The organism is Pseudomonas sp. X4, assembly GCF_040784925.1.
Classification (GTDB): domain Bacteria; phylum Pseudomonadota; class Gammaproteobacteria; order Pseudomonadales; family Pseudomonadaceae; genus Aquipseudomonas; species Aquipseudomonas putida_Z.
This window is the reverse complement of record NZ_CP160798.1, coordinates 326,077-346,962: the sequence shown is the minus strand read 5'-3', so window position 1 is coordinate 346,962 and position 20,886 is coordinate 326,077. Positions and strand designations below refer to the sequence as shown.

Annotated in this window: 21 protein-coding genes; 12 read left to right on the top strand and 9 right to left on the bottom strand. The window is 50.6% G+C overall.

The features are described from left to right. Positions 1–8 precede the first annotated feature (8 nt). Positions 9–482, top strand: a complete 474-nt coding sequence (locus ABX298_RS01530; protein ID WP_367393999.1) for an Lrp/AsnC family transcriptional regulator — start codon at positions 9–11, stop codon at positions 480–482. Positions 483–550: 68 nt separating this feature from the next. Here the strand turns inward: ABX298_RS01530 and ABX298_RS01525 are convergent, their stop codons facing one another. Next, a complete protein-coding gene (locus tag ABX298_RS01525; protein ID WP_367393998.1) occupies positions 551–904 on the bottom strand; it encodes a RidA family protein in 354 nt (117 codons plus the stop codon). A gap of 442 nt (positions 905–1,346) precedes the next feature. On the opposite strand from ABX298_RS01525, the gene ABX298_RS01520 reads away from it, so the two are divergent. Then, positions 1,347–3,209, top strand: a complete 1,863-nt coding sequence (locus ABX298_RS01520; protein WP_367393997.1) for a methyl-accepting chemotaxis protein — start codon at positions 1,347–1,349, stop codon at positions 3,207–3,209. Between the two features lie 49 nt (positions 3,210–3,258). Here the strand turns inward: ABX298_RS01520 and ABX298_RS01515 are convergent, their stop codons facing one another. Together ABX298_RS01515 and ABX298_RS01510 are read right to left on the bottom strand one after the other, a co-directional pair. Further along, on the bottom strand, positions 3,259–4,092 hold the full coding sequence (locus ABX298_RS01515; RefSeq protein WP_367393996.1) for a MurR/RpiR family transcriptional regulator: 834 nt from the start codon (positions 4,090–4,092) through the stop codon (positions 3,259–3,261). Positions 4,093–4,293: 201 nt separating this feature from the next. Beyond that, positions 4,294–4,920 (bottom strand): cysteine hydrolase family protein, encoded by a 627-nt coding sequence (locus tag ABX298_RS01510; protein ID WP_367393995.1) that lies wholly within the window; start codon positions 4,918–4,920, stop codon positions 4,294–4,296. Between the two features lie 361 nt (positions 4,921–5,281). Here ABX298_RS01510 and ABX298_RS01505 point away from each other — a divergent pair, with 361 nt between their 5' ends. From ABX298_RS01505 to ABX298_RS01490, 4 genes are all read left to right on the top strand, one after another. Further along, entirely contained in the window at positions 5,282–6,601 is a 1,320-nt protein-coding gene (locus ABX298_RS01505) for a glutamine synthetase family protein (RefSeq protein ID WP_367393994.1), read from the top strand. Positions 6,602–6,656: 55 nt separating this feature from the next. Then, positions 6,657–7,979, top strand: coding sequence for an APC family permease (locus tag ABX298_RS01500; RefSeq protein WP_367393993.1), 1,323 nt, complete (start codon positions 6,657–6,659; stop codon positions 7,977–7,979). A gap of 49 nt (positions 7,980–8,028) precedes the next feature. After that, positions 8,029–9,144, top strand: a complete 1,116-nt coding sequence (locus ABX298_RS01495) for a succinylglutamate desuccinylase/aspartoacylase family protein (protein ID WP_367393992.1) — start codon at positions 8,029–8,031, stop codon at positions 9,142–9,144. A 73-nt stretch (positions 9,145–9,217) separates the two neighbouring features. After that, entirely contained in the window at positions 9,218–10,171 is a 954-nt protein-coding gene (locus ABX298_RS01490; protein ID WP_367393991.1) for a 2-hydroxyacid dehydrogenase, read from the top strand. Positions 10,172–10,202: 31 nt separating this feature from the next. On the opposite strand, the gene alr is transcribed toward ABX298_RS01490, so the two are convergent. The 4 genes from alr to ABX298_RS01470 all read right to left on the bottom strand — a co-directional run bounded on the left by alr (position 10,203) and on the right by ABX298_RS01470 (position 13,877). Continuing rightward, positions 10,203–11,441, bottom strand: coding sequence for an alanine racemase (alr, locus tag ABX298_RS01485; RefSeq protein WP_367393990.1), 1,239 nt, complete (start codon positions 11,439–11,441; stop codon positions 10,203–10,205). Between the two features lie 66 nt (positions 11,442–11,507). Further along, positions 11,508–12,263 (bottom strand): amino acid ABC transporter ATP-binding protein, encoded by a 756-nt coding sequence (locus ABX298_RS01480; protein WP_367393989.1) that lies wholly within the window; start codon positions 12,261–12,263, stop codon positions 11,508–11,510. A 5-nt stretch (positions 12,264–12,268) separates the two neighbouring features. Further along, positions 12,269–13,057 (bottom strand): ABC transporter permease subunit, encoded by a 789-nt coding sequence (locus tag ABX298_RS01475; RefSeq protein ID WP_367393988.1) that lies wholly within the window; start codon positions 13,055–13,057, stop codon positions 12,269–12,271. Positions 13,058–13,106: 49 nt separating this feature from the next. Then, a complete protein-coding gene (locus tag ABX298_RS01470; RefSeq protein ID WP_367393987.1) occupies positions 13,107–13,877 on the bottom strand; it encodes an ABC transporter substrate-binding protein in 771 nt (256 codons plus the stop codon). A gap of 1,262 nt (positions 13,878–15,139) precedes the next feature. Between ABX298_RS01470 and ABX298_RS01465 the strand changes: the two genes are divergently transcribed. After that, the gene (locus tag ABX298_RS01465; RefSeq protein ID WP_367393986.1) at positions 15,140–16,318 is read left to right on the top strand and encodes a hypothetical protein; all 1,179 of its coding nucleotides are present in this window, start codon (positions 15,140–15,142) and stop codon (positions 16,316–16,318) included. A gap of 73 nt (positions 16,319–16,391) precedes the next feature. Then, the gene (locus tag ABX298_RS01460; RefSeq protein ID WP_367393985.1) at positions 16,392–16,757 is read left to right on the top strand and encodes a histone-like nucleoid-structuring protein, MvaT/MvaU family; all 366 of its coding nucleotides are present in this window, start codon (positions 16,392–16,394) and stop codon (positions 16,755–16,757) included. A gap of 72 nt (positions 16,758–16,829) precedes the next feature. Here ABX298_RS01460 and ABX298_RS01455 read toward each other — a convergent pair whose 3' ends face one another. After that, positions 16,830–17,300, bottom strand: a complete 471-nt coding sequence (locus ABX298_RS01455) for a helix-turn-helix domain-containing protein (RefSeq protein WP_100414125.1) — start codon at positions 17,298–17,300, stop codon at positions 16,830–16,832. 246 nt (positions 17,301–17,546) lie between these two features. Here ABX298_RS01455 and ABX298_RS01450 point away from each other — a divergent pair, with 246 nt between their 5' ends. The 4 genes from ABX298_RS01450 (at position 17,547) to ABX298_RS01435 (ending at position 20,012) form a co-directional block, all read left to right on the top strand. After that, the gene (locus ABX298_RS01450) at positions 17,547–18,035 is read left to right on the top strand and encodes a hypothetical protein (RefSeq protein ID WP_367393984.1); all 489 of its coding nucleotides are present in this window, start codon (positions 17,547–17,549) and stop codon (positions 18,033–18,035) included. Between the two features lie 188 nt (positions 18,036–18,223). Next, a complete protein-coding gene (locus ABX298_RS01445) occupies positions 18,224–18,415 on the top strand; it encodes an MbcA/ParS/Xre antitoxin family protein (RefSeq protein ID WP_367393983.1) in 192 nt (63 codons plus the stop codon). Positions 18,416–19,071: 656 nt separating this feature from the next. Next, the gene (locus ABX298_RS01440) at positions 19,072–19,494 is read left to right on the top strand and encodes a hypothetical protein (RefSeq protein WP_367393982.1); all 423 of its coding nucleotides are present in this window, start codon (positions 19,072–19,074) and stop codon (positions 19,492–19,494) included. 197 nt (positions 19,495–19,691) lie between these two features. Continuing rightward, on the top strand, positions 19,692–20,012 hold the full coding sequence (locus ABX298_RS01435) for a hypothetical protein (RefSeq protein WP_367393981.1): 321 nt from the start codon (positions 19,692–19,694) through the stop codon (positions 20,010–20,012). 51 nt (positions 20,013–20,063) lie between these two features. Here the strand turns inward: ABX298_RS01435 and ABX298_RS01430 are convergent, their stop codons facing one another. Then, complete coding sequence (locus ABX298_RS01430) at positions 20,064–20,879, bottom strand: TIGR02391 family protein (RefSeq protein WP_367393980.1); 816 nt, start codon at positions 20,877–20,879, stop codon at positions 20,064–20,066. Positions 20,880–20,886: the final 7 nt, after the last annotated feature.

Sequence of the window (20,886 nt, the reverse complement as noted above, 5' to 3'; positions counted from 1 at the left end):
TGTATTTCGTGATTGAACTTGACAGGATTGACGTAAGAATTTTAAGTGCTGTTCAAGTTAACAATCGACTAACATCGGATGAGATTGGCGAGCTAGCTGGTCTATCGCCGACCGCTTGTCAACGTAGATTGAAGAGGCTGAGAGCTGAGGGAGTGATTGAGGGAGACGTTTCTATCGTCTCCCCAAAAGCTGTTGGGCGTCATGTGACGATGTTAGTATTGGTTACACTTGAGCGAGAGCGAACAGATATCATCGACAAGTTCAAGCAAGCCATACGAAATACGCCAGAAGTCATGAGCGGATTTTACGTAACCGGGGATGCCGATTTCGTAATTGTCGTAACCTGTAAGAATATGGAGGATTACGAAAACTTCACGCGTCGTTTTTTCTATGAGAATTGCGATATCAAAAGTTTTAAAACTATGGTGGTTATGGATAGGGTTAAGGCTGGATTCACTATTCCTATTGAGGAAAGTCAGTGAAGCACCACTAGGGCGGTACGAGTCTGTTCATACCGCCCCATATCAATTGCTCAGCTGCTTAGCTCAATTCACTCAACTGCAGCAATAATCGACATCTCAACCAGCAGGCTAGGCTTGAACATCGCCGCCTGGACGCATGCCCGTGCTGGCTCGTGGCCGGCAGCGACCCACTCTTCCCACACCTCGTTCATCGGATCAAAGTGCGCGTCGATATCTGTCAGGTAGATAGTAGCCGAAATAATACGAGTTTTGTCACTTCCTACCTCCTTCAGCAGTTTATCGATATTCTCTAATGTTTCTCGCGTTTGAGTTTTGATGTCTGCGCTATGTTGATTGGCGAGTTGGCCAGCAAGGTACACCACACCGTTGTGAACTACGGTATTGCTTAGGCGCTTATTTGCATTCAATCGGGTAATAGCCATTCGAATCGTTCCTTGGTTTTTAGGTGAAAAGAGAGCATCGGTTCAAAAGTGGTGCTAGTTATCATGCTGGCGTTCAAGCTTGATTTAGCTATCGACTTGAGTTCATCATGTTCGAGCATAATTATAGGTTTATTCCGTCAGCGATTTTGTCTGATTTTGTTGGGGAAATTGGGTGAAAATATCGTGTCGGCTAGATTGGGTAAGTCTTTTTAATAGCTACGAATTGCATGGTCTGTAACGTGTTTTGACTTGCGTTATCATTCGAAGGCTTTCGTTGCTTACTCTTGGTGCTGTTCGCAGTTTATCTGCGCAAGTCAGTTCAATATTGATGTTTTTCTTCATTTTTGCCCTTGTTTTGCAGCGTATAACGTATTGACTCAGGAAAACTAAGGGTCTGTTTAAACTGCGACTAGGGGCTAGAATGACGCTAAGACTAAGTTTCATGAGTAAGATTTTGGCTGCTGCCTGCATTGTGATAATCGTGTCGTTCGCCGCGTTTGGTTTCGTGGTCTATCATCAGCAGAAGGGTCGAATATATTCAGATGTACAAAAGTACATGGAGGATGTGGGAGAACTCGCTGCTAGTAATATCGACAGTTGGATGACCGGACGTATGCTTCTGGTGGATCACCTCTCGCAGTTGGTCGTCTCCCAGCCTGGTGATGTCCTCAGCTTGCTGAAAAGTAACGTATTAACGTCGAACTTTGGATACATCTATTATGGAACCTCACTGGGACGGTTTACTCAGGTGCCTGATGAGCAAATGCCGGATGGTTATGATCCTAGGCAGCGTCCTTGGTACACTTTGGCCACAGCAAATGCTTCCACCGCACTGACAGCGCCATACATCGATTCCAATACCCAGAAACTGACCATCACCATTGCAAAGGCAGTTCGACAAGATGGTGAACTGCTCGGTGTAGTTGGGGGTGATCTAGATATTGAACATGTTGCCAAAATCATTAATTCTCTTGATTTGAAAGGGATGGGCTACGCATTTTTGGTGAGTGGGGAGGGAGAGATTCTGGCGCATCCTGACTCGGGTAAAGTTCTAAAGAAAATAACGGAGGTATATCCTGATGTTCAAAGTTTTACTGATGGGTATCTGAAAGAGATAAAGAATGGCGATAATTCGCGCATGCTTAGCTTCACAAGGATTTCAGGGCTTAATTCAGTGGATTGGTATGTAGGGTTGTCGGTTGATAGAGACGCCGTTTACTCTTCATTAGATAGCTTTCGTCATTCGGCATTACTCAGCGCTTTAATGATGGTCATAGTGGTCACACTTGTATTGGGCGGTATTATCAGTGTCCTTATTCGCCCCTTGCGTACGATGGCACAAGCGATGGTGGACATTTCAGATGGCGAAGGGGACTTGACTAGAAGGCTTGTGTTTACAGGTCATGATGAGATTGCAAGATTAGGGAGGGCATTCAATGTGTTCGTGGAAAGGATTCATAACTCAATCTGTAGAGTGTATGAGTCTGCATCTCATTTAAATAGCGTGTCAAGGGAGCTTGTAGAGCACTCAAACTCGTCAATCGCTAATTCAGATACCCAAGATTCGAGAACCAAGAGTGTTGTAGCGGCAGTGCATCAACTAGGTGCCGCAGCCCAGGAGATTGCTAGCAATGCCGCTAATGCCTCAAGAGAAGCCTCCGGAGTGACCGAGGATGCTTCAGAAGGGCGCGCGATAGTTGATCAAACAATTCACTCGATGCGGTCGTTGACAGATCGAATCCGCACAGCTGGCGAGGCGATTCAAGCGTTGAGTGCAAAGTCTACAAATATCGGCGGAATCCTTGAAGTTATTAAATCCATCTCACAGCAAACAAATTTGTTGGCTCTCAATGCTGCCATTGAAGCCGCCAGGGCGGGTGATGCAGGGCGGGGGTTCGCCGTCGTTGCTGACGAAGTACGCAGTCTCGCGCATCGCACGCAACAGTCTGCCCAAGAGATTCAAGGCATGATTGAGGAGCTGCAATATGGTGCAGAAGAGGCCGTGAGCGTTATGTCTGAAAGCCGCGATCTCAGTGTGAGAAGCATGGAAATTGCTCATGATGCAGGGGCGGGCCTCATTAATGTTTCGTCAAAAATTGAGTTGATGGATGCAATGAATCATTCAGTGGCTGCCGCGACGGAAGAGCAGACAGCGGTTATAGAGACCATTAATGCAGATATTGTCGAAATGAGCCAGCTCAATGAGGATGCGGCTAAGAACCTACAGTTGACGTTGGCTGCATGTAATAAAATGGATAAACAGGTGTCAGAACTGCAGAAGCTGGTCGGCGGTTTTAAAATTTGATGGAAAGAAGCCCAACTCCCGGAGGACTTGGGCTTATTGATATTGTGTTTCAGTCTCTACCAGCCGAACGAAGAGCTTCGAGTCTTTTTAGTCTGGTTGATGCCGTTTCACCAAGCTCTTTCAATAGAAGCATTGAGAGATATTCTAGTTGCGCCATCGCAGGCACCAGGCTGTCATACGCCGATCCTGAGGAAATGTCAGAGATCACTACGTTTTTTGTGAGCTCTGATATTGGCGAAAGCCATTTGTCAGTGAACAACACCACCTGAGCACCTTGTTCCGCTGCTAACCGAGCTAACCGCACAGTGTCATCTTGATAGCGCCGATAATCAAATGCAATAAAGATGTCTTTTTTGCCTATATCTACTATTGTGTCCAAATCATGTGCAGGTATGCGTCCCAAGATTTCGGTATTTCCACGCATTTCTTTCAAGTGTGCGTATAGATATTCGGCCAGCGTTTGGCTAAAACGGCCTCCACGGATATATACGCGTTGACGGCTGTCCGAAAGAAGCTTCACCAAATCAAATCCAGCAGCCAGTTCTGCAACTGCATCCTCCACCATTGAGCCCAAGCCTTTGGAAAACTTGTTAGCCTCATCCTCATGGGGTTGGTCGATCATCGTAAGAGGCGAGCTGAGCTTCAGTTGAAGCTCATTAAGCCAGGCTTTTTGAAAGTCTGGGAAACCCGAATATCCCAGTTTGACCGCAAAACGAAGAACGGTAGGTGCGCTAACCTCTGCGTGATTAGCCAGCTCGTGGATTGTGCCGAGAGCCAATATGGGTTTGGCTCCGGTCAAGAGTTTGACGAGCTTACGTTCACTTGGAGTGAAGCTTGATTTATTAGCTTGTATTAACTGTCTGATCGTCTTGGGCGAGGTCATCATTTGCTCTATGGGGGAGGCTGAAACCAGTATCCGGACTGAGGCGAGTTATTAAGGTCATAGGCAAGCTAGCATACTTTGCGGTGGGAGGGACAAATGCAGAGAGACGTGGACAGCCTGCCTATGTGTCTAGTCGCGGTCACAGAGTTGCCCTATCGCATCGAGCGGATAGGGCGTGCTGCAGTTGCGAAAAGCTCCAGGTTACCGACCCAGTTCCGCGATGATGTCTTCTGTAGTCGAGACCCGGCAATACCCGCCAAATGCGGAAAGGGCCTGCTCATGGCGTGTGCTGGTGTAGCTGGCACAGGCGTCTGAAACACAGATCATAAAGTACCCCTTATCGGCGCCGTCTCTCACTGCCATGTCAATGCATTGGTCTGTCAGAACACCCGCCACCACCACAGCTTCGACACCTAGATTGCGCAATATGTAATCGAGATTCGTGGAGTTGAAAACCCCAGAGGACGTTTTAGGGAGCAGGATATCGTCCTCTTCCGGAGCGATAGCTTCCACAACCTTGCCCTCCCACGATCCCTTAGGCACGAACAGCCCAGAGAGCTTGTGATCAAGCGATCTATCACGCCCATCGCTGGTGAGGCTTTCGATCACGGTGTAGATCACTTCGCTTCCCGCTGCGCGGGCAACATCAATCAGCCGGCGAATTTGCGGTACCACCTGCTCCGTCACTTGACGGTAGTAGCCCGGATGATTTTCCTGGATGTACGGCGATACCTCTGCATTCTGGACGTCGACGATCAGCAGAGCAGTACGCTTTGGATCTACCAGTGAGTTACGAGTCAAACCAGCTGAATCAGTGCGTTTCATCATTCTTCCTCTTGTTGTGATTTCGCCTTGCCTATGCGGTTTTCTGAGCAAATGGGGCTTTGAATCCGAGACGGCTTTGGGCAAGCAGTCACAGTCTGCAGATGCTACGACGGCCCTACCTGTATGCATCCAGAGCCATCCGGCAGCTGGGAGCTCTGCCTGTTGCGAAGACCAAAAACCACTGCTAATGTAACACCAGTTTCAGAGAATCTACAGTGTCGAAATCGTGAAATTACCGTTACGATTCTGATGCGGTCGAACCCTTTGGGCTAGCAAGGAAACCGTCAAAACCAAGTGGCATTTTCAGGTGTTTGGACAAGCAGCTAAAGCCGTTACCAAACACGATTTCAAGAGCGAAAAGACGATGCAAAACAAGAAGATAAGCAGAAATCTTGCCCATTTCATCAGTCACGACTATTGCGGCATCACCCGCGCTAGGACGTTCCCTGAGCACCGTTTGGACTCAAACCTCAAGAAGGGCCTCTGCTGGACACCGGCAAACCTCGCCTTGAATCCGTTTGGCCAGATTGTTGAAAACGAATGGGGGGCTTTGGGCGACCTGATCATGCTGCCTGATTCGTCCTCTGAAGTTCATGTGGCGGGTACCGATTCAATCAGTCCTTTGCGTTATTTCCACGCCGATTTTCTTAATATGGACGGCACTCCTTGGGAAGCTTGTCCTAGACAGTATCTGAAGCGGCAACTGGCAAAACTGGAGCTGCTCGGCATGAAGGTGATCGCTTCATTCGAGCATGAATTCATGCTGACGGACGTTGAAAAGCCAGCGCCTTGTTTTTCCCTTGAGGCCGCTCGATCGGAGGAGGTGCTGTGCAGTGCCATTACTGCAGCTCTGATCGAAGGTGGGGTGGATCCGGAGATGTGCATTCCCGAATATGCGGCTCGGCAATTTGAAGTGACCTGCAGCCCAGCGGAGGCCTTGCAGGCAGCCGATCGCGCAGTAAATGTAAGGGAGATCGTGCGCGAGGTTTGCCGCCGGCAAGGACGCTCCGTCTCGTTCTCTCCAATCATTTCTCTGAACCCAGGCACCAATGGGGTTCATGTCCACGTCTCGTTGTGGAGTCTTGACGACAAGCCGTTGACCTATGATCCGAACCGCCCAGGTCAGTTGTCTGAAATCGCAAGCCAGTTCACCGCTGGGATCTTGGAGCACATGGCGGCTCTAACCGCTTTGACTGCACCCAGCGTTGTGTCCTATCAGCGCCTGCGGCCCGACAGTTGGAGCGCTGCCTTTGCTTGTATTGGTCAACAGAACAGGGAAGCGTCGATTCGGATCGCACCAATTACGCACCTGGATGGTTGCGACGCCGCGAAGCAAGCCAATATTGAGTACCGTGCCGCAGATGCCCTGGCATCTCCTCACCTTACGCTCGGCGCGATCTTGGCAGCTGGGATCGATGGCATTACCAAGAAATTGAAGATGCCTGATTTGGTTACAGTTAACCCTTCGTCCATTCCCGAAGATCAACACAAGAAATTTGGGATGCATCCGTTGCCATCTTCTCTTGGTCAAGCCCTTGATGCGCTAGACAGTGATGAAGTGATCAAGTCCAGCATGGGCGAAATGTTGGTCGACTGTTACCGAGCAATTAAGCGTAGCGAGATTGCACTGATGCAAAATAAAAAAGATAACGAAATTCGAGATTCTTATTCTGCTGTCTACTAATTAAAAGCCATTTCAGAGGGCACAAAGTCGTTCCTCTGAACATAGGAGAAAAGACATGCAATCCGTGACTGAAGTTGGGCTTAAGCGTACATTGACCGTACGCCATATGGTGATCTATGGAATGATATTTATGATACCCATTGCCCCAATGGGTATTTATGGATATATCGTGAGTGAGTCAAAAGGTATGGCCACGATGGCATACCTAGTTGGGATGATTGCCATGATTTTCACGGCACTCAGCTATGCGAGGATGTCTTCAGCCTGCCCTAAAGCCGGCTCGATCTATGCCTACGCTAGCCACTCGTTAGGTCAGAGGGTTGGCTTTCTAGTCGGCTGGCTGGTGTTGCTGGATTACATACTTCTGCCAGCTCTATGCTACATAGTTTCGGCTTTAGCCCTAGAGGCTGTAACGGGTCTATCGAAGTGGATATGGCTGGTCGCGTTCATCGTTTTCAACACGGCTGTCAATGTTCGCGGTATTCATATCACTGCCAAGACGAATGATGTCTTTGCGATCTGTCTGATGGCAGTTCTGGTGTGGTTTGTGACGCTCGGGCTTTACATGGTGTTTGGCGGTTACCTCGGAGAACCTAGCATTGCACCGCTTTACAATCCGGAAACGTTCAGCCCTGGTCTGATCATGAGCGCGGTTTCGATCGCCGCTTTAAGCTTCTTGGGGTTTGATGCCATCAGTACGCTTGCGGAAGAAAATTCCGGTCAGGCAAGTGATGTTGGTAAGGCGACGATTATCGTGCTGTTCATCATGGGCGGGCTTTTCATCCTTCAAACCTGGGTCGCGGGTATGGCCTGGCCTGACTTTGGTGCGCTTGCTCAAGATAAGGATAATGCGTTCTACACGATTGCCTATGCAGTAGGGGGGACTCCGCTGAAGGTGGCATGTGCAGTCGCTACAGCCGTATCGTGGGGCTTCTCCTGCGCTTTGGTTGCTCAAACAGCTATTTCGCGAATTTTGCTAAGCATGGCCCGGGATGGTCAATTGCCGAAGGCACTGTCCAAACTGCACCCGTCTTATCAAACACCGTACGTCAGCACCCTGTTTGTGGCAGCCGTGTCATTGATCGTCAGCGTGCTGTTTATGTCCCATGTCGACTCACTGACTTCGCTCGTGAATTTCGGCGCTTTGTCTGCCTTCTTCGTATTGCACCTTTGTGTTTTGAACCAGTTCATGATCAAGACCCCGTCTGGGTGTCGGATCAAGGACGGGCTTGTGCCCCTCGCTGGACTGACAGTTATCGGTTATGTGTGGATGAGCCTTAATGTTCACTCCCTGAAGATGGGGGCAGTATGGTTGGGGCTCGGCATAATTTACATGGCGGCAAATAATCGCCGGATTAAAAAGCTTCAATTTTCTTAACTGCCAATGACAAGCGGCATCCGTGGATGTCGCTTGTCGGAGTCTTAATATGATAGAAAAACAACACGCACTGAGTGCCGGATCTATCGGCACCTCGCGCTCCGTTCATAGTTTTCATTACGGCGTCGCTAAAGGGCGTAAGGTCTACATCCAGGCCGGACTACATGCAAGCGAACTGCCGGGGATGTTGGTATGCCACTACTTGCGTCAAATGCTTGAAGCGGAAGAGAGTCTCGGTAAATTGCTCGGCGAAGTTGTTGTAGTGCCGGTTTCTAACCCGATTGGTTTAGATCAGACAGTGCTGTCTTATCAAATGGGGCGATTCGACTTGGCGAGTGGAGAAAACTTCAATCGGCGCTTTCCCGATCTGGCCTTGACCATTGCGAAGGAGCTGGAAGGTCAATTTACTGGTAAGTCCACGACTGACATTGCTCTTGTCAGAGCTGCACTCCATCACCATTTGGCAGCGATGAGATCGAGCAAGCAAACCGAATCTTTGCGCACCTTGCTGCTGACGCTGGCATGTGATGCAGATATCGTTTTGGATTTGCACTGCGATTGCGAGTCCGTTCTGCATCTCTACGTTCATCCTCTATCCCTTGATGAAGCGATGCCGCTTGCTGCGCTCATGGGGGCGCATGCTACCCTTTATGCTGTAGAGCAAGGCAACAGTCCATTCGATGAGGTCTGTTCTTCTTTCTGGGTCAAACTCCAGGAGCAACTACCCCATATTCATCTACCTCTCCCGACGGTCAGCATTTGCATCGAACTTCGCGGCCAGTTAGAAGTGAGTCATACTCAAGCCCGACAGGATGCGGCCCACATCATGGATTACCTGCGATTGCAAGGCATCGTTGCAAATCAGGGTAAGGTTCATGTTCCAGAGCTTCTTCAGGAGGCTACCCCGCTGGCCGGCACTGAGGTGTTATATGCCGATGCGGCAGGCGTGATCGTATACCTCGCGGAGTGTGGACGTCTGTTAAACCCAGGTGATCCCGTCGTTGATGTTATTGATCCTGTCACTGGTACAACGCAAAGATACTATGCCAGCGTCAAGGGTGTGTTTTTCGCCCGTCAGAACCGTCGGTATGCAATGCCAGGGATGGATCTTGCCTATATTGCCGGTAAAGAGATTTCTCGGCAAGGACATCTGTTGTCAGCATAGTGAGAAGTGTCGCCAATGCTTAAGATGGCTGGTGCAGTTTTATATAGGACTTTATCTGTGGTGAGGGAATATCATGAAGCTAAAAATCGTCATTGCTGTGGGGCCTTGGGATTTTGAAACGTGGCGTGATGCTTTCGTCACTGTGGCTTCAGGGCGCAAGGTTCACATGTGGCCTCAGGATGGCGTTGATGTTGGAAGTGAGCCCTATGTGATCTGCTCCTGGAAAGCTTCAGAGGATGTCTTTTCGCAACAGATACCTCCAGCCGCCGTTTTCTCTTTGGGAGCGGGTGTTGATCATTTGGCTTGTTTGGCCCTGCGGCCATCAGTACCGGTCGCGAGAATCATTGATTCAGATTTGACCATGCGGATGGTTGAGTACGTTTCCTACGCTGTGCTGCACTTGCATCGTCAGATACCGCACTATCTACGGGCGCAGGCTTCACGCCAGTGGGCGCCAATCATTCAGCCGGCAGCCAGTTCCGTTCGTGTCGGAATCTTGGGGGCGGGCGTTTTGGGGCGAGCTTGCGGTGAGATGCTGAAGCACCTAGGCTTTCAGGTCTCTGCATGGGCACGAACTCCTCGAACCGATTTTCCATATCCTGTACATGTTGGTGCTGCCGGCTTTAGCGAATTCCTTGGCAACACTGACATCTTGGTGAACCTTCTGCCGAATACCCCTTCGACTGTGGGGGTAATCGACGCTCGCTGTTTTGAAGGCTTATCTCATGCTCGGGGTGCTGGGTTCCCGGGCTTCGTCAATGCTGGTAGAGGGGAGACGGTAAACCAGGGGGACATGGTGCAGGCGTTAAAGCAAGGCGCTATCGGTGCGGCTGTGCTAGACGTGTTTGAGGTGGAACCGTTGGCTGAGGCGTCGGAAATCTGGAACTTGCCTAATGTACTCCTCACCCCACATGTTGCTGCTGACTCTGAACCGACTGTCGTCGTTTCACAAATCATTCGCAATATCGAGGTGCTTGAACAGGGGGGGGAACTTGAACATCCGGTAGATTTAGGGAAAGGCTACTAAAAAGGGCGAGATCGCTCGCCCTTTATCACAGTCAATCTTCGGTTAAGATTTTTGGATTTGAGTTGCCCCAGACCGTATATAGATCTGCTAGCAACGCGCCGTTGAAGTCTTCCAGTTCAGCCTGAGTGATTTCTGCGGAGCCTTGCTTGCCGAACAATACAACCTCATCACCTGGCTTGGCAGAGCCTTGTAGGTCAGTAACATCTACCATCAGAGTATTCATCGAAACCTTGCCGACGGTGGGCACTCGTTGTCCATTTATGAGTACGTAAGCCTTGTTTGTAAAGGCACGTCGATATCCATCCGAGTACCCTACTGGAATGTTAGCTAGAATCGAATCACGCTTGAGGGTTATTGTTCGATCATAGCCCACGGTGTTACCTGCAGGGTATTTATTGATGGACGCCACCGATGACTTGAATGACATAACCCGTTTAAATTCTTCACTGTTCGCAACTGGGTCACCGTAAATCAAGTTGCCAGGGCGTACCATGTCGAGCCAAGCTTCCGGGACGTTCTGGGTCGCGAACGACGCCGCTGCGTGGAGAGTCAGTTTTGATCGATCCAGCTTCGCATTGTCAATCAGCCATTGCGATTCATCTTTAAAAGATGCTAGCCCTTTCAGTACGTCCTCCCTATCTTCAACCGCGAAGTGAGTCATGATGCCGACGACTTGCAGCCCATCTTGCTTGACCAGCTTTAGAGCTTGCGCCTTCCCATTCTCTGTTTTCATTTCAAGCCCATTACGGCTCATCCCAGATGAGTTCAAGGCCACATGTACTTTTAAGATTTTCCCATGCTTAAGTGCAATTTCGCCGGACTTTTGTGCAAAGTCTGCGCCGCTCACAAGCTCTTCCATGTCATACTGAAGAGCATTCTCAATTTCTGGTAGGGTAGCAGTGCGTACCCGAATCAATCTGCCGTCGAAGCCTTTTTCCCTTACTACTTTCGCTTCCTCATTGCTGGCGACAGCGATACACGGAACTTTCATTGCGATGACGGAAGGGACAAGCAGCGCAATTCCATGCCCATAGGCATCAGCTTTCATTACCGCGCAGATTTGACTTTTGCCATCTAGTTTCTTTTGTAGCGTTTGCAGATTGCTTTCAAAGGCGGTTTTATTAACTTCAATCCATGCATTGCTTGCGCTAATGGATTTAATCGTGATTGGGCCGGTGCTATCAGCGGTCAGCAAAGGAGCAGCTTGAAGGGCCTGGTTGAAAGCAAGGGATACTGCTACCGAGAGCAAAGTGCGAGTAAGTACATTCATAGGTGATGATCCTCAAGTCCATGTGTGCAGGCCACGTGGGGCCTGTTCTGATACACTGCCAATTCATCAAATCTGGTGTTGAAGTACCCTTCCCAGAAATGCCTTCACCCTGGGATTGCTGCTCTCTCCAAAGAAGCTTTTCGGCGGGAGATCCTCCGCTATCTCACCCTTGTCAAAGAAGACGACACGATCTGCAACCTGGCTGGCGAATCCCATCTCATGCGTGACGATGAGCATGGTGATGCCCGTTGCTGCAAGGCTTTTCATTACATCCAGCACCTCGTTGACCATTTCAGGATCGAGAGCTGATGTCGGTTCATCGAACAGCAGTACCCTTGGCTCCATCGCTAGAGCTCGTGCGATAGCGACACGCTGTTGCTGGCCGCCAGAAAGGGCATGCGGGTACTTGTGGCTGTGGTCTCCCATGCCGACTTTTTTCAACAATTCATGCGCTACCTTTTCCGCTGTGCTGCGGCTGACGCCGCGTACCTTAATTGGCGCTAGGCACAGGTTTTCCAGGACGGTCATGTGCGGGAACAGATTGAAGGATTGAAACACCATGCCAACCTCTCTTCGAAGTTGCGCAAGGCTTGAGGATTTATCAGAGACCTCCACCCCATCGATGATAATTGACCCTTCCTCGTGCTTTTCCAGTCGGTTCAGTAAACGTAAAAAGGTTGATTTACCCGAGCCGGATGCGCCCAAAATGGCAACTACTTCGCCCGCTTTAATCTCAAGACTAACTTTTTTCAGGATGCAGGTGCTGCCATAGCTTTTTTTGACATCTGACACTTTGATAAGGGAGAGATCATTAGTCGTCATGTCAGTTACCTTTTATCAACGCTGAGGTAGCGCTCAAGTGCGTTAGTCACTTGAGTGAGGCCAGTGGTCAAGGTCAGATAGATAATTGCGGAGGTAATAAGTACTGGTACTGGTTCGAACGTTGCTGATTGAATACGACTCGCCGCGTTTGAAAGCTCGACCACACCAATAGCGTATGCCAGTGACGAATCTTTCAGGAGCGATACGCCATTGTTCACCAAAGGTGGCAAACAGATGCGCAACGCTTGGGGCATCACAACACTATTGAAAATAGTAAGCTTTGAAAGGCCAAGTGCATGTGCTGCTTCAATTTGACCCTTTGGCACTGAGAGCAAACCTGAACGGATGGCTTCAGCATTATAGGCGCCGATATTGAATGCGAGTGCTACTACGGCTGAGGTGAAGTCGCCGAATTCCAATCCTGGGATCAAAACCGGAAGCGCGAAAAACACGAACAGAATTTGGAGCAGTAACGGTGTTCCCCGGGCAACCCAGATGTAGAAGGAGAACACCCATCTTACAGGTGTGATGGCCGAAGCTTTACCAAGTGCAGCCACTGTTCCCACTATAGTGCCAAATATTCCTGCGGCCACTGTAAGATTAACAGTTGTCCAAACGGCATTGGCTAGATCCTTGGAATTCGCGCCAATGGGGTGTGGGAAGAATGCTAAAATGGTCTCCATGCCAATTAGCACCAATATTGTTAAAGCTATCGCTACAAGTCCTTTCAAGAGCGCCTTGTTGATTTTGTAAGCACGTGGAGGAGTGCTACATGCTTTTGCTTCTGAAGACATACCGCTACCTCTAAAACTTTCGAGGAACATTTAATTTAAGCGTGTTTTGCTACAGGCAGCGAATATCTTCATTGAACCACTTTTGGGAAATTTTTTCGTAGGTTCCATCAGCTTTCATTTCATCAAGCGCCTTATCGTAAGCGCTGGCAAGAGATTCATTATTATTTTTAACCGCAGAAGCAACCTTTTCTGTGAAAAGAAGATCACCCACAGCCATCCCGCGATCAGGTTGTTTTTCTATGGATAGTTTTGCTACGAATTTGTCGGTGATCCACGCGTCAGATCTGCCCGCTACCATCGAATTGCGAGCATCGCTGTCTGAGGCGAAGTTTCTAACTTGCTTGATGCCTGGGAGCGAAGTCGCTTTTTGGAAATAAGTAGATCCGGTCTGCGCCGAAACGACTTTCCCTTCAAGATCTTGCGCGGATTTGATATTTGGTTTGTTGCTGACTACTACGCCGCCTGTGCAGTAAAGCGGGGTTGTGAACTGTACTGCTTTTGCACGTTCGTCGGTGATTGTGAAGGAAGCAATTACAATGTCCCAACGGTCTTGCGTTAGACCCGCTAGCAGGGAATCGAAGGCCATGGGTTTCCAATCGGCCTTTACTCCCAAGCGCTTGGCGATTTCATTGCCAATATCAATTTCAAATCCGGAAAGCTTACCGTCAGCGAAGAACTGGAATGGAGGAAAAGTGCCGTCAGTGCCAATTACAATTTTTCCAGATTTTTGAATTTCATCCAGGCTTTTTGCATGCGCTGAGGTAGTGCTAACGAGTAGGGAAAGGGCAATCATGCCCAATGTGGATGCTGCTTTTTTCATCTCTATAACTCCCGCTTATAATTTTTGAAAGGCAGTATTTTTGATGAGATTGTTTTTTTGTTTTTAGTTTTTTGCTTCCCTAAGTATGCTTTGGCTCCTTGGTGGTGCCAGTCTATGAGATAAGTCTTGTCATAATCCTGCGTTGTGCGGCATGTTGGCGCGTTTTTTTAGACAATTGTTGGTGGGGTGCGCATAAATCCAGCGTCAGCGGCTTGTATTGAGGTCTCATAAGTTTTTCTAAGGAAGAAGTGACGCTCCAAGCTCATTTCCGGAAACCAACGCTGGCATGGTTTGGCTGCCATGTCGATTTATCGGAAAAGCAACAGGGCCCCGTGAACGGCCAATTGCATCTTTCCGGATTTACCGAGATGAGCTCGTAGAGCTCAAGTCGGCTACAAGGTGGAACATCAGCAAGCTCCTGAAGCGTCTGTATGAGTTTGGCGGCGATGATCCCTGGACAGACATGGCAAGCATCAGGCAGCTCATCACTTCTGAGATGAAGCATAGAATCGGCATGAAACAGAAGGAGCAGGACGATGGACAATTACCACGTCAGCCCCACTGCAAACGGCTCGTTTCTCTTTCGATAGATCCGCCGCTCTGCGTTTGCATGATTTCCACAACAAGGTAGAAGAGAGACCAGATTGCCAGCTTGAGTCGCATGGGTAGAAGTTGTCGAGCTGGTGTGGTTATCCCGCTGCCAAGAGGGGCGCTCCCTGATGTCTGCCCTGAGACGCCTCCCTTCTGCTTCCAGCAGATCTCCATTGAGGGCGATGGCAGTACATGGTCGGCAGATTGGGATGGCCTTCCTATTCAACCTTTGCTGGTCTCACCAGGTGTTGCCAACCGCATTTGAGACATCTCAAGATGACGCTCAGGGGTATCTTGGTGGGTGTCGGTATCGCCTTGACTGAGACACTAGCGAGTTAGCCTATCACGCGGCAAAAAATGGCAGATGGTCGTTACTTTGTAGTCAAAGGAAAGCTCTGGTGCTGCACGAAGCCCCCGCTCAGTGAGTGCGAGCGGCAGCGCCTTGTGCATGATCTGATGGATGCCGGTGCGAGGTTGAAGGGGCCAAGCGCTCTGGTGGTTCGAGCATGCTTAAATCTGTCCGCTCACGGGCGGATGCCGACAAGGTCGCGCTGGGAGAGTGGGGGGCGGTTTCTAGTGGGATGACGGCAGTCCTGGCTACAATCGACATCGAGTAGAACTTACGCCTTACGCTGAGTGGTACCACTCTTTGGAGCCACAAAGGATCAGTAATGTACGTCGAAAAGAGCTTCACTCCTCTGCAGCTATTCGAGATGGTCTGGGAACGACCAGTTTTGATAGTCGCCAAGGAAATTGGTGTTTCAGATGTCGGCTTGTCGAAGGCTTGCCGCAAAGCTGGGATAACGTTGCCTACCCGTGGTCATTGGGCTAAGCCAGAGTCCAAAAGACCCAGGCGCCCAAAGCCGCCAGCCTCGACTACACCCATTACGTTCCACGTTGTGGATATCCAAAAGCCAGACAAGCCCAAGACTGAAAACCCAGTCAAAGACCCCGGTACGCTTATCGTGCCAACGGAGCTAATAAATCCGCATCCGCTGGTAAAAAAATGGCTGGCGGCAGCGAAGAAAGCCAAGGAGCTCAACGGTGCGATGGCACTAGACAAGTCGCAGGTCTTGAGCTCGCACATTTCTTCGGCGGAAACTGACCGCTGCGCGATTCTGTATGACAGCTTGATCAAAGCGGGCGAGGCCGCGGGGTACGCATGGGGAATTAGCGATAAAGGAACCTTTGTTCGCTTGGAGGACGAGGATCTATTGATCACGATCCAGGAAAAGATTAAGCGCTACGATATCCCACCGCCACCTCCCAAACCCTTTAAGCCTGGTCAGCGATGGGAGCCTGATTTTGCGGTTTTTAGAGCTCATCGCTTTGGGTGGCAACCCACAGGCGTATTTTCCCTCATCGTCGATGCACGATCCGAGGTTCTAATTCAAAAAACTTGGACTGACAGCAAGACAGGGAAGCTTGAGGCGAAGCTGGGCCAAATCCTGACAGGTTTTGTTCGCATTGCTGCCTCTGTGAAAGCGCAAAGGTCATCTGACGAAGCTAATCGCCGCCGATGGGCAGAAGAGGAGCGCATTAGGAGAGAAAAGATTGATCAGCAGCGACGTCTAGACAAGCTGCGTGAGAATTTGACGAAAAACTTGAGAGGTTGGGAGCGCGCTCAGCGGCTGCGTGCATTCATTCAGGCGACGGTTGAAGCATCACCCCCTGACGAAGCATCTCAAATGGCATTGGCGATGTGGGTTAGCTGGGCTGCACAACAAGTGGAGCTGCTTGATCCACTAAAAGTGAATATCCCAAATGTTACCGAGTTGACAGTGGATCTACCTAGCACAGAGTATGGCTACTGGAGCAGTAGCAAGAAAGTTGAAGAATGGTGGCCCTGATTTTCATTTGGGTTTTAACTTAAACTGCGTTAGGATTCTCTAAAGGTTATTCATCCCATTTAGGAGCATTCACATGTCGCGCTTGGCAGAGTTTAGACAACTTGAGCAAAAATTGGCCGCCCAACTGGCCGAACTGGAGGCCTTGAAAGGTTCCAGTGAGCTTCAGAAAGAAATCGAGTTTGAGGCCAAACTGCGCGACCTGCTGGGCACCTATGGCTACAGCCTACGCGACATTATCAACATCCTGGATCCACAGGCAAATCGTCGAGCCGCTGCTCCTGTAGCCGTAGAGAAGGCCCCGCGTCGTGCCCGTCAGGTAAAACAGTACAAGAACCCCCACAACGGAGAGGTCATTGAGACCAAGGGGGGGAACCACAAACTGCTCAAGGAATGGAAAGCCCAGTACGGAGCAGGCGAGGTGGAATCTTGGGTTTCCTGATTTACTGATACTGCACGCAAAACGGCCAATCTGGCCGTTTTTTTGTGTCCTAAAGTCGGTGAAGTATAAAAGTCAGCCTTTCTTCCATATGTCGTTCACCGTCGACCATGGAATACCAAGCTCATCGGATACTTCGCGCTTGGATTTGCCAGCCGCTTTGGCGTTGAGCACCGCATCAATCTTGGCCTGGCGCGCTGGCCGGCCAGGTTTGTGGGTTACGAGCTGCCCATTCTTAAAGTGTTCCCCGAGCTCGGCATCGATGCCCAAAGCGGCAATCTGCGCCATCTCTGAGCGAAGGTGTTCCACATACTGCTCCTGTTCCATCCCCTGACCAATCTTTGCAGCGTAAGCCAACAGCGCTACTAGATCGACGTCCAAGCGCTCAGCGATCCCCTCTAGCATCCCCAATGTGGCGCTGGCTCGGTCGTTTTCCAATAGGTGGATGTGACTCGCATCGCCTGGGCCTGCGAGCTTCTCCTGTGACAGGCCCCGAGCCGCACGAAGTGCTCTCAGCACGGCTGCCAGCGGTGGCGCGATGCGCATGGTTGGCCCTCAAAACTGAGGATAAAGCCACATTGCGAATCGCGGAAACATACAATATATTCATAAATACCGTATCACCGGGTGCTGGCATTTTGACTCGGCGTATGTCGGCCAGCTGCGGTGGTTGTCTGCGGCAAAAGGAATCTCGTGCACGGGATAAAAAGGTATGGCCGGACATGAGACGGATCCGGTCAGCTTGTACCCAGCGTTCGCTGGCTACGTTCGACGATTTTGAAGGAGGGAAGCGTGTCAGATGTGATGGTCGTCAAAGGGATGTTGGAGGTCGTCGGCCCATCGACGGACAAACCGGATGGATCGGAATACACCTATTTGCGCTTAGCCGAAAGGGACGGTACCACGAAGCTGGTGAAGAAGGTCGGGGTAGGGCAACTCGTTGAATCTCATATGCGCCCAGGCGTCGATGGCAGCTTTTTCTTTGTGAAGCTGGGGCGGATGGGATGGATCCTGTTTGCGATCAAAACTGCTGCCGGTGAAACGATCTACGAGCAGAATGGATTCGCGACCTGGATCCGGAAGATGCGTTGGTCGGCATTTGTGCTGGCTTTGCTATTCCTGCCCTTGAGCTTTGTGGCGTTGTTGATGGGCGGATTTCTGGGTGTGATTGTGCCTATCGGCTTCATTTACCTCATTATCAAATTAACCTACTCGTTCCCGAAGGTTCTGAGCGAACAATTCCTTCGTCGACATCTGGATCAGTACGAATTCAGCCGATAAGGGACTGTGATCCAGCTGCGCGTGGCAGAAAAGCTACGCGCCGTGCTGAATGGACATGGCTCAGGCTGCGTTATGCGGGCTCGTAGAGGTTGGCGAGTTTGCTAATCTGAGCCGCAAACCTTTGGCGCGTAGTTGCGCCCTCATGTTGGCGGAGCGGTGGTGCTAAAAAGTGGTTCAGGGGGCTTGTGGTGGACTATCTGCAATTGATACTGAGCGAAGCAGGAAGAGTCTTTGGTGACAAAGCCAAAGCGGCAGCTTGGCTGAGCCAGAAGCGGAGCGTTTTTCAGGGGCGTTCAGCTCTGGATACGGCCCTTGATCCAGAAGGGGTTGAGCAAGTACTGGCTGCTCTGCGTCGATTGGAGCATGGGCTCTGCCAGTGAGATGTAGGCCGGTTCTCTATCTGCTTATAAGGGTAGAGCCAGCTCTTTAGCGCGGCTTGCACACAGAACGAATCGGTAAAGAGCTATGACATGGTTAGTGATAGCGTCTTTACAAGGGGTCACCCAGTGAAGTGGCTTATAGCGTACGTCTGTACGTGACGCCAGGCCTTACTGCCCCGCTATTTTATTTCTACCTGTACGCAGATGTCAGCTCACCGTTTTCCGCGACACCTCAAGGCGCCTTGCAGTTTCTGCCTGTGACAGCCCTTGCGCCATGTGTACCAGGATTTGCTCCTTCAATGCTTGAGCTTCAGCCGCTACCGGGTGGCCTAATCCAACTGGGAGAGCCGCATACGCCCCCTCAGGATTTTCAACGCCACAGCAAAGGCTGTGCGTAGAGGCATGATCTCGATTCCCGTGAACTCAATGGTACGGCGAATTTGTGTTGTCACCAGTAAATGCATATACTCATAATTGAGTGACAAAAGGTTGGCCCATTGCACTGGATCTGCAAGTGCTGGGTTCAATACTGGGATAAATCGGAAACGCGGGCGAGCTGAGTCGTTCGACCTCCGCGTTGGTCACTGTGACGCAGTAGCATGCTGCGGATACAGGACGGACAACGTCTCGAACATAGGCTGAAGGTGGGTAGTGGTGTGAGTGTGGTGAACACAGCAATCGATGAGGGCTTGGTTGCTGAGGTGCTTTTTGGCCCTGCCAAGCCGCTATTGGGCTCTGGTCTCGATGACGATGCTCTGGTTCGGACGGCCCAAGAGGAATTCGGTGACCGCAAATTTTGCATTGTGCGCGGATGGATAATCTTAGACGTAATGCATGGAGAGCCAGGACAGGGACGGGACGGCCCTGCAGCAAGTCATTCGTCAATGCTGTTCGTCCTGGACACGGTCTTTGATACTTGCAAGCACGACACCGGCCAGAGTTATCTCACCCATTACGGCCGGGCTGACGGTTGTTTCTTCGAGACCGAGCAGAAGATTTTCATCATGGCCGGTCGGGGAGCGAGAAAATTTGTTAGCGCTCAGGCTATCGACGCGCTTCGTGCATACGCATGCGCCTGAGATTTTTCGTTTGCCCAGCGTTGATCAGTCGGACGGCGGCGGCCTTGGACTACCAGTACACCAAGAGGCCGCGATGTCTGCTCGTTAAACCAAGCCAGATAGTGCGAAACATCGTATGCAATCGCTCCGCAGTCAATGTGCGTACGCCTCGGTTGTCGTGCTTTAGCGTCAGAGCCGGAACTGAAAGGGGTTATTAGGTGGACGATCTTGTAGATCCATCATTGAGTCATAAGCCACAGGAAAGCAATCCAGTGCCAACTCCATGTGGGGTGCTCAAAGCTATGGGAGTTCAGTTTGAAGTGGCCGTGACTGCCTATCTAGCATCTGCGCAGTACGGCGAGGGAGAAGCTTATCTTACGGGGTTAATTTTTGGAGATGAGCGAAAACGGTTTGATGATGGTACGGCAATTTTCACGTCAATAATTCTGGGGTCGCAGGAAGTACAGGGCTATTTGATTGTGCATACATTAAGTAGCTCCTACGTCGTATGTGAGTGGGCGGAGGATGAAGCTAAATAATATTCTGACTCATGGCTTGCTGGGTTGATCGACCTATAGGCATTATTCTAGTCAGGCGGGATAGTCGACACGTTGCGCGTCGTCCAGTTTTCGGTGCACTAGAGACACCATGCTGAAGATGTCCAGGGCGTCTTGCTCAGTCATGGGCCAATTCACCTTTGTCGCGTGCGCTAGCGGGTTGCGGACGGCGCCGAAGAGCCCAATCAGCAGATTAGCAAACCCTTTTTGCTCACTTTTTTCTGACTCGGTAATCAAGGGGCCGAGCACCAGTATCGGCTGCTGTCCAAGAAATGCTTTGGTTACCAAATCTGCGCCGTCACCCTGTAATCCTGATAGCCTGCGAATCCGCTCAGCCACACCTTTGGTCGCCTCGAACACTGCATGAAAGTAATTTTCATCAAGTAGCTCGGCTCGACAGTAATTCAGGACTTCCAGGTGGACTGAGCGTGCTTCCAATGCGGCCTTGAGACGTCCAACCCGAGCGCGAGCTTCGCTGAGCGTGGTCGCCTTATTCGCGTGGGCTACCCTCCCGTCGTCACGCACATAGAATCCGCACAGGGCGAGCACCACATTGAGCTCATCACGTCTGCTGTCGAAGGTCTGGTGCTCGCGTAAGTAGTTCACGGGATTCATCGTTTTATTGATGAACTGGATGAGGTGATTCCCGGCCTTAACCTGGTTCTGCTTATTTGCCAGTGCGTTAAACAGGCGCCTCCACTTGGTATCAGTGGGGTGGGTATCGAGCACGTTGATGTCTTGCAGGGTGCAGCCGATCTGTGTGCCGGTAAGTCCGCGTTCGGTGTCAGCCAACACGCGGCAGACGGCTTCAAGATGCTGTGCACTGAACGGTGCGATTCGGGTGCTCATGGTCGCT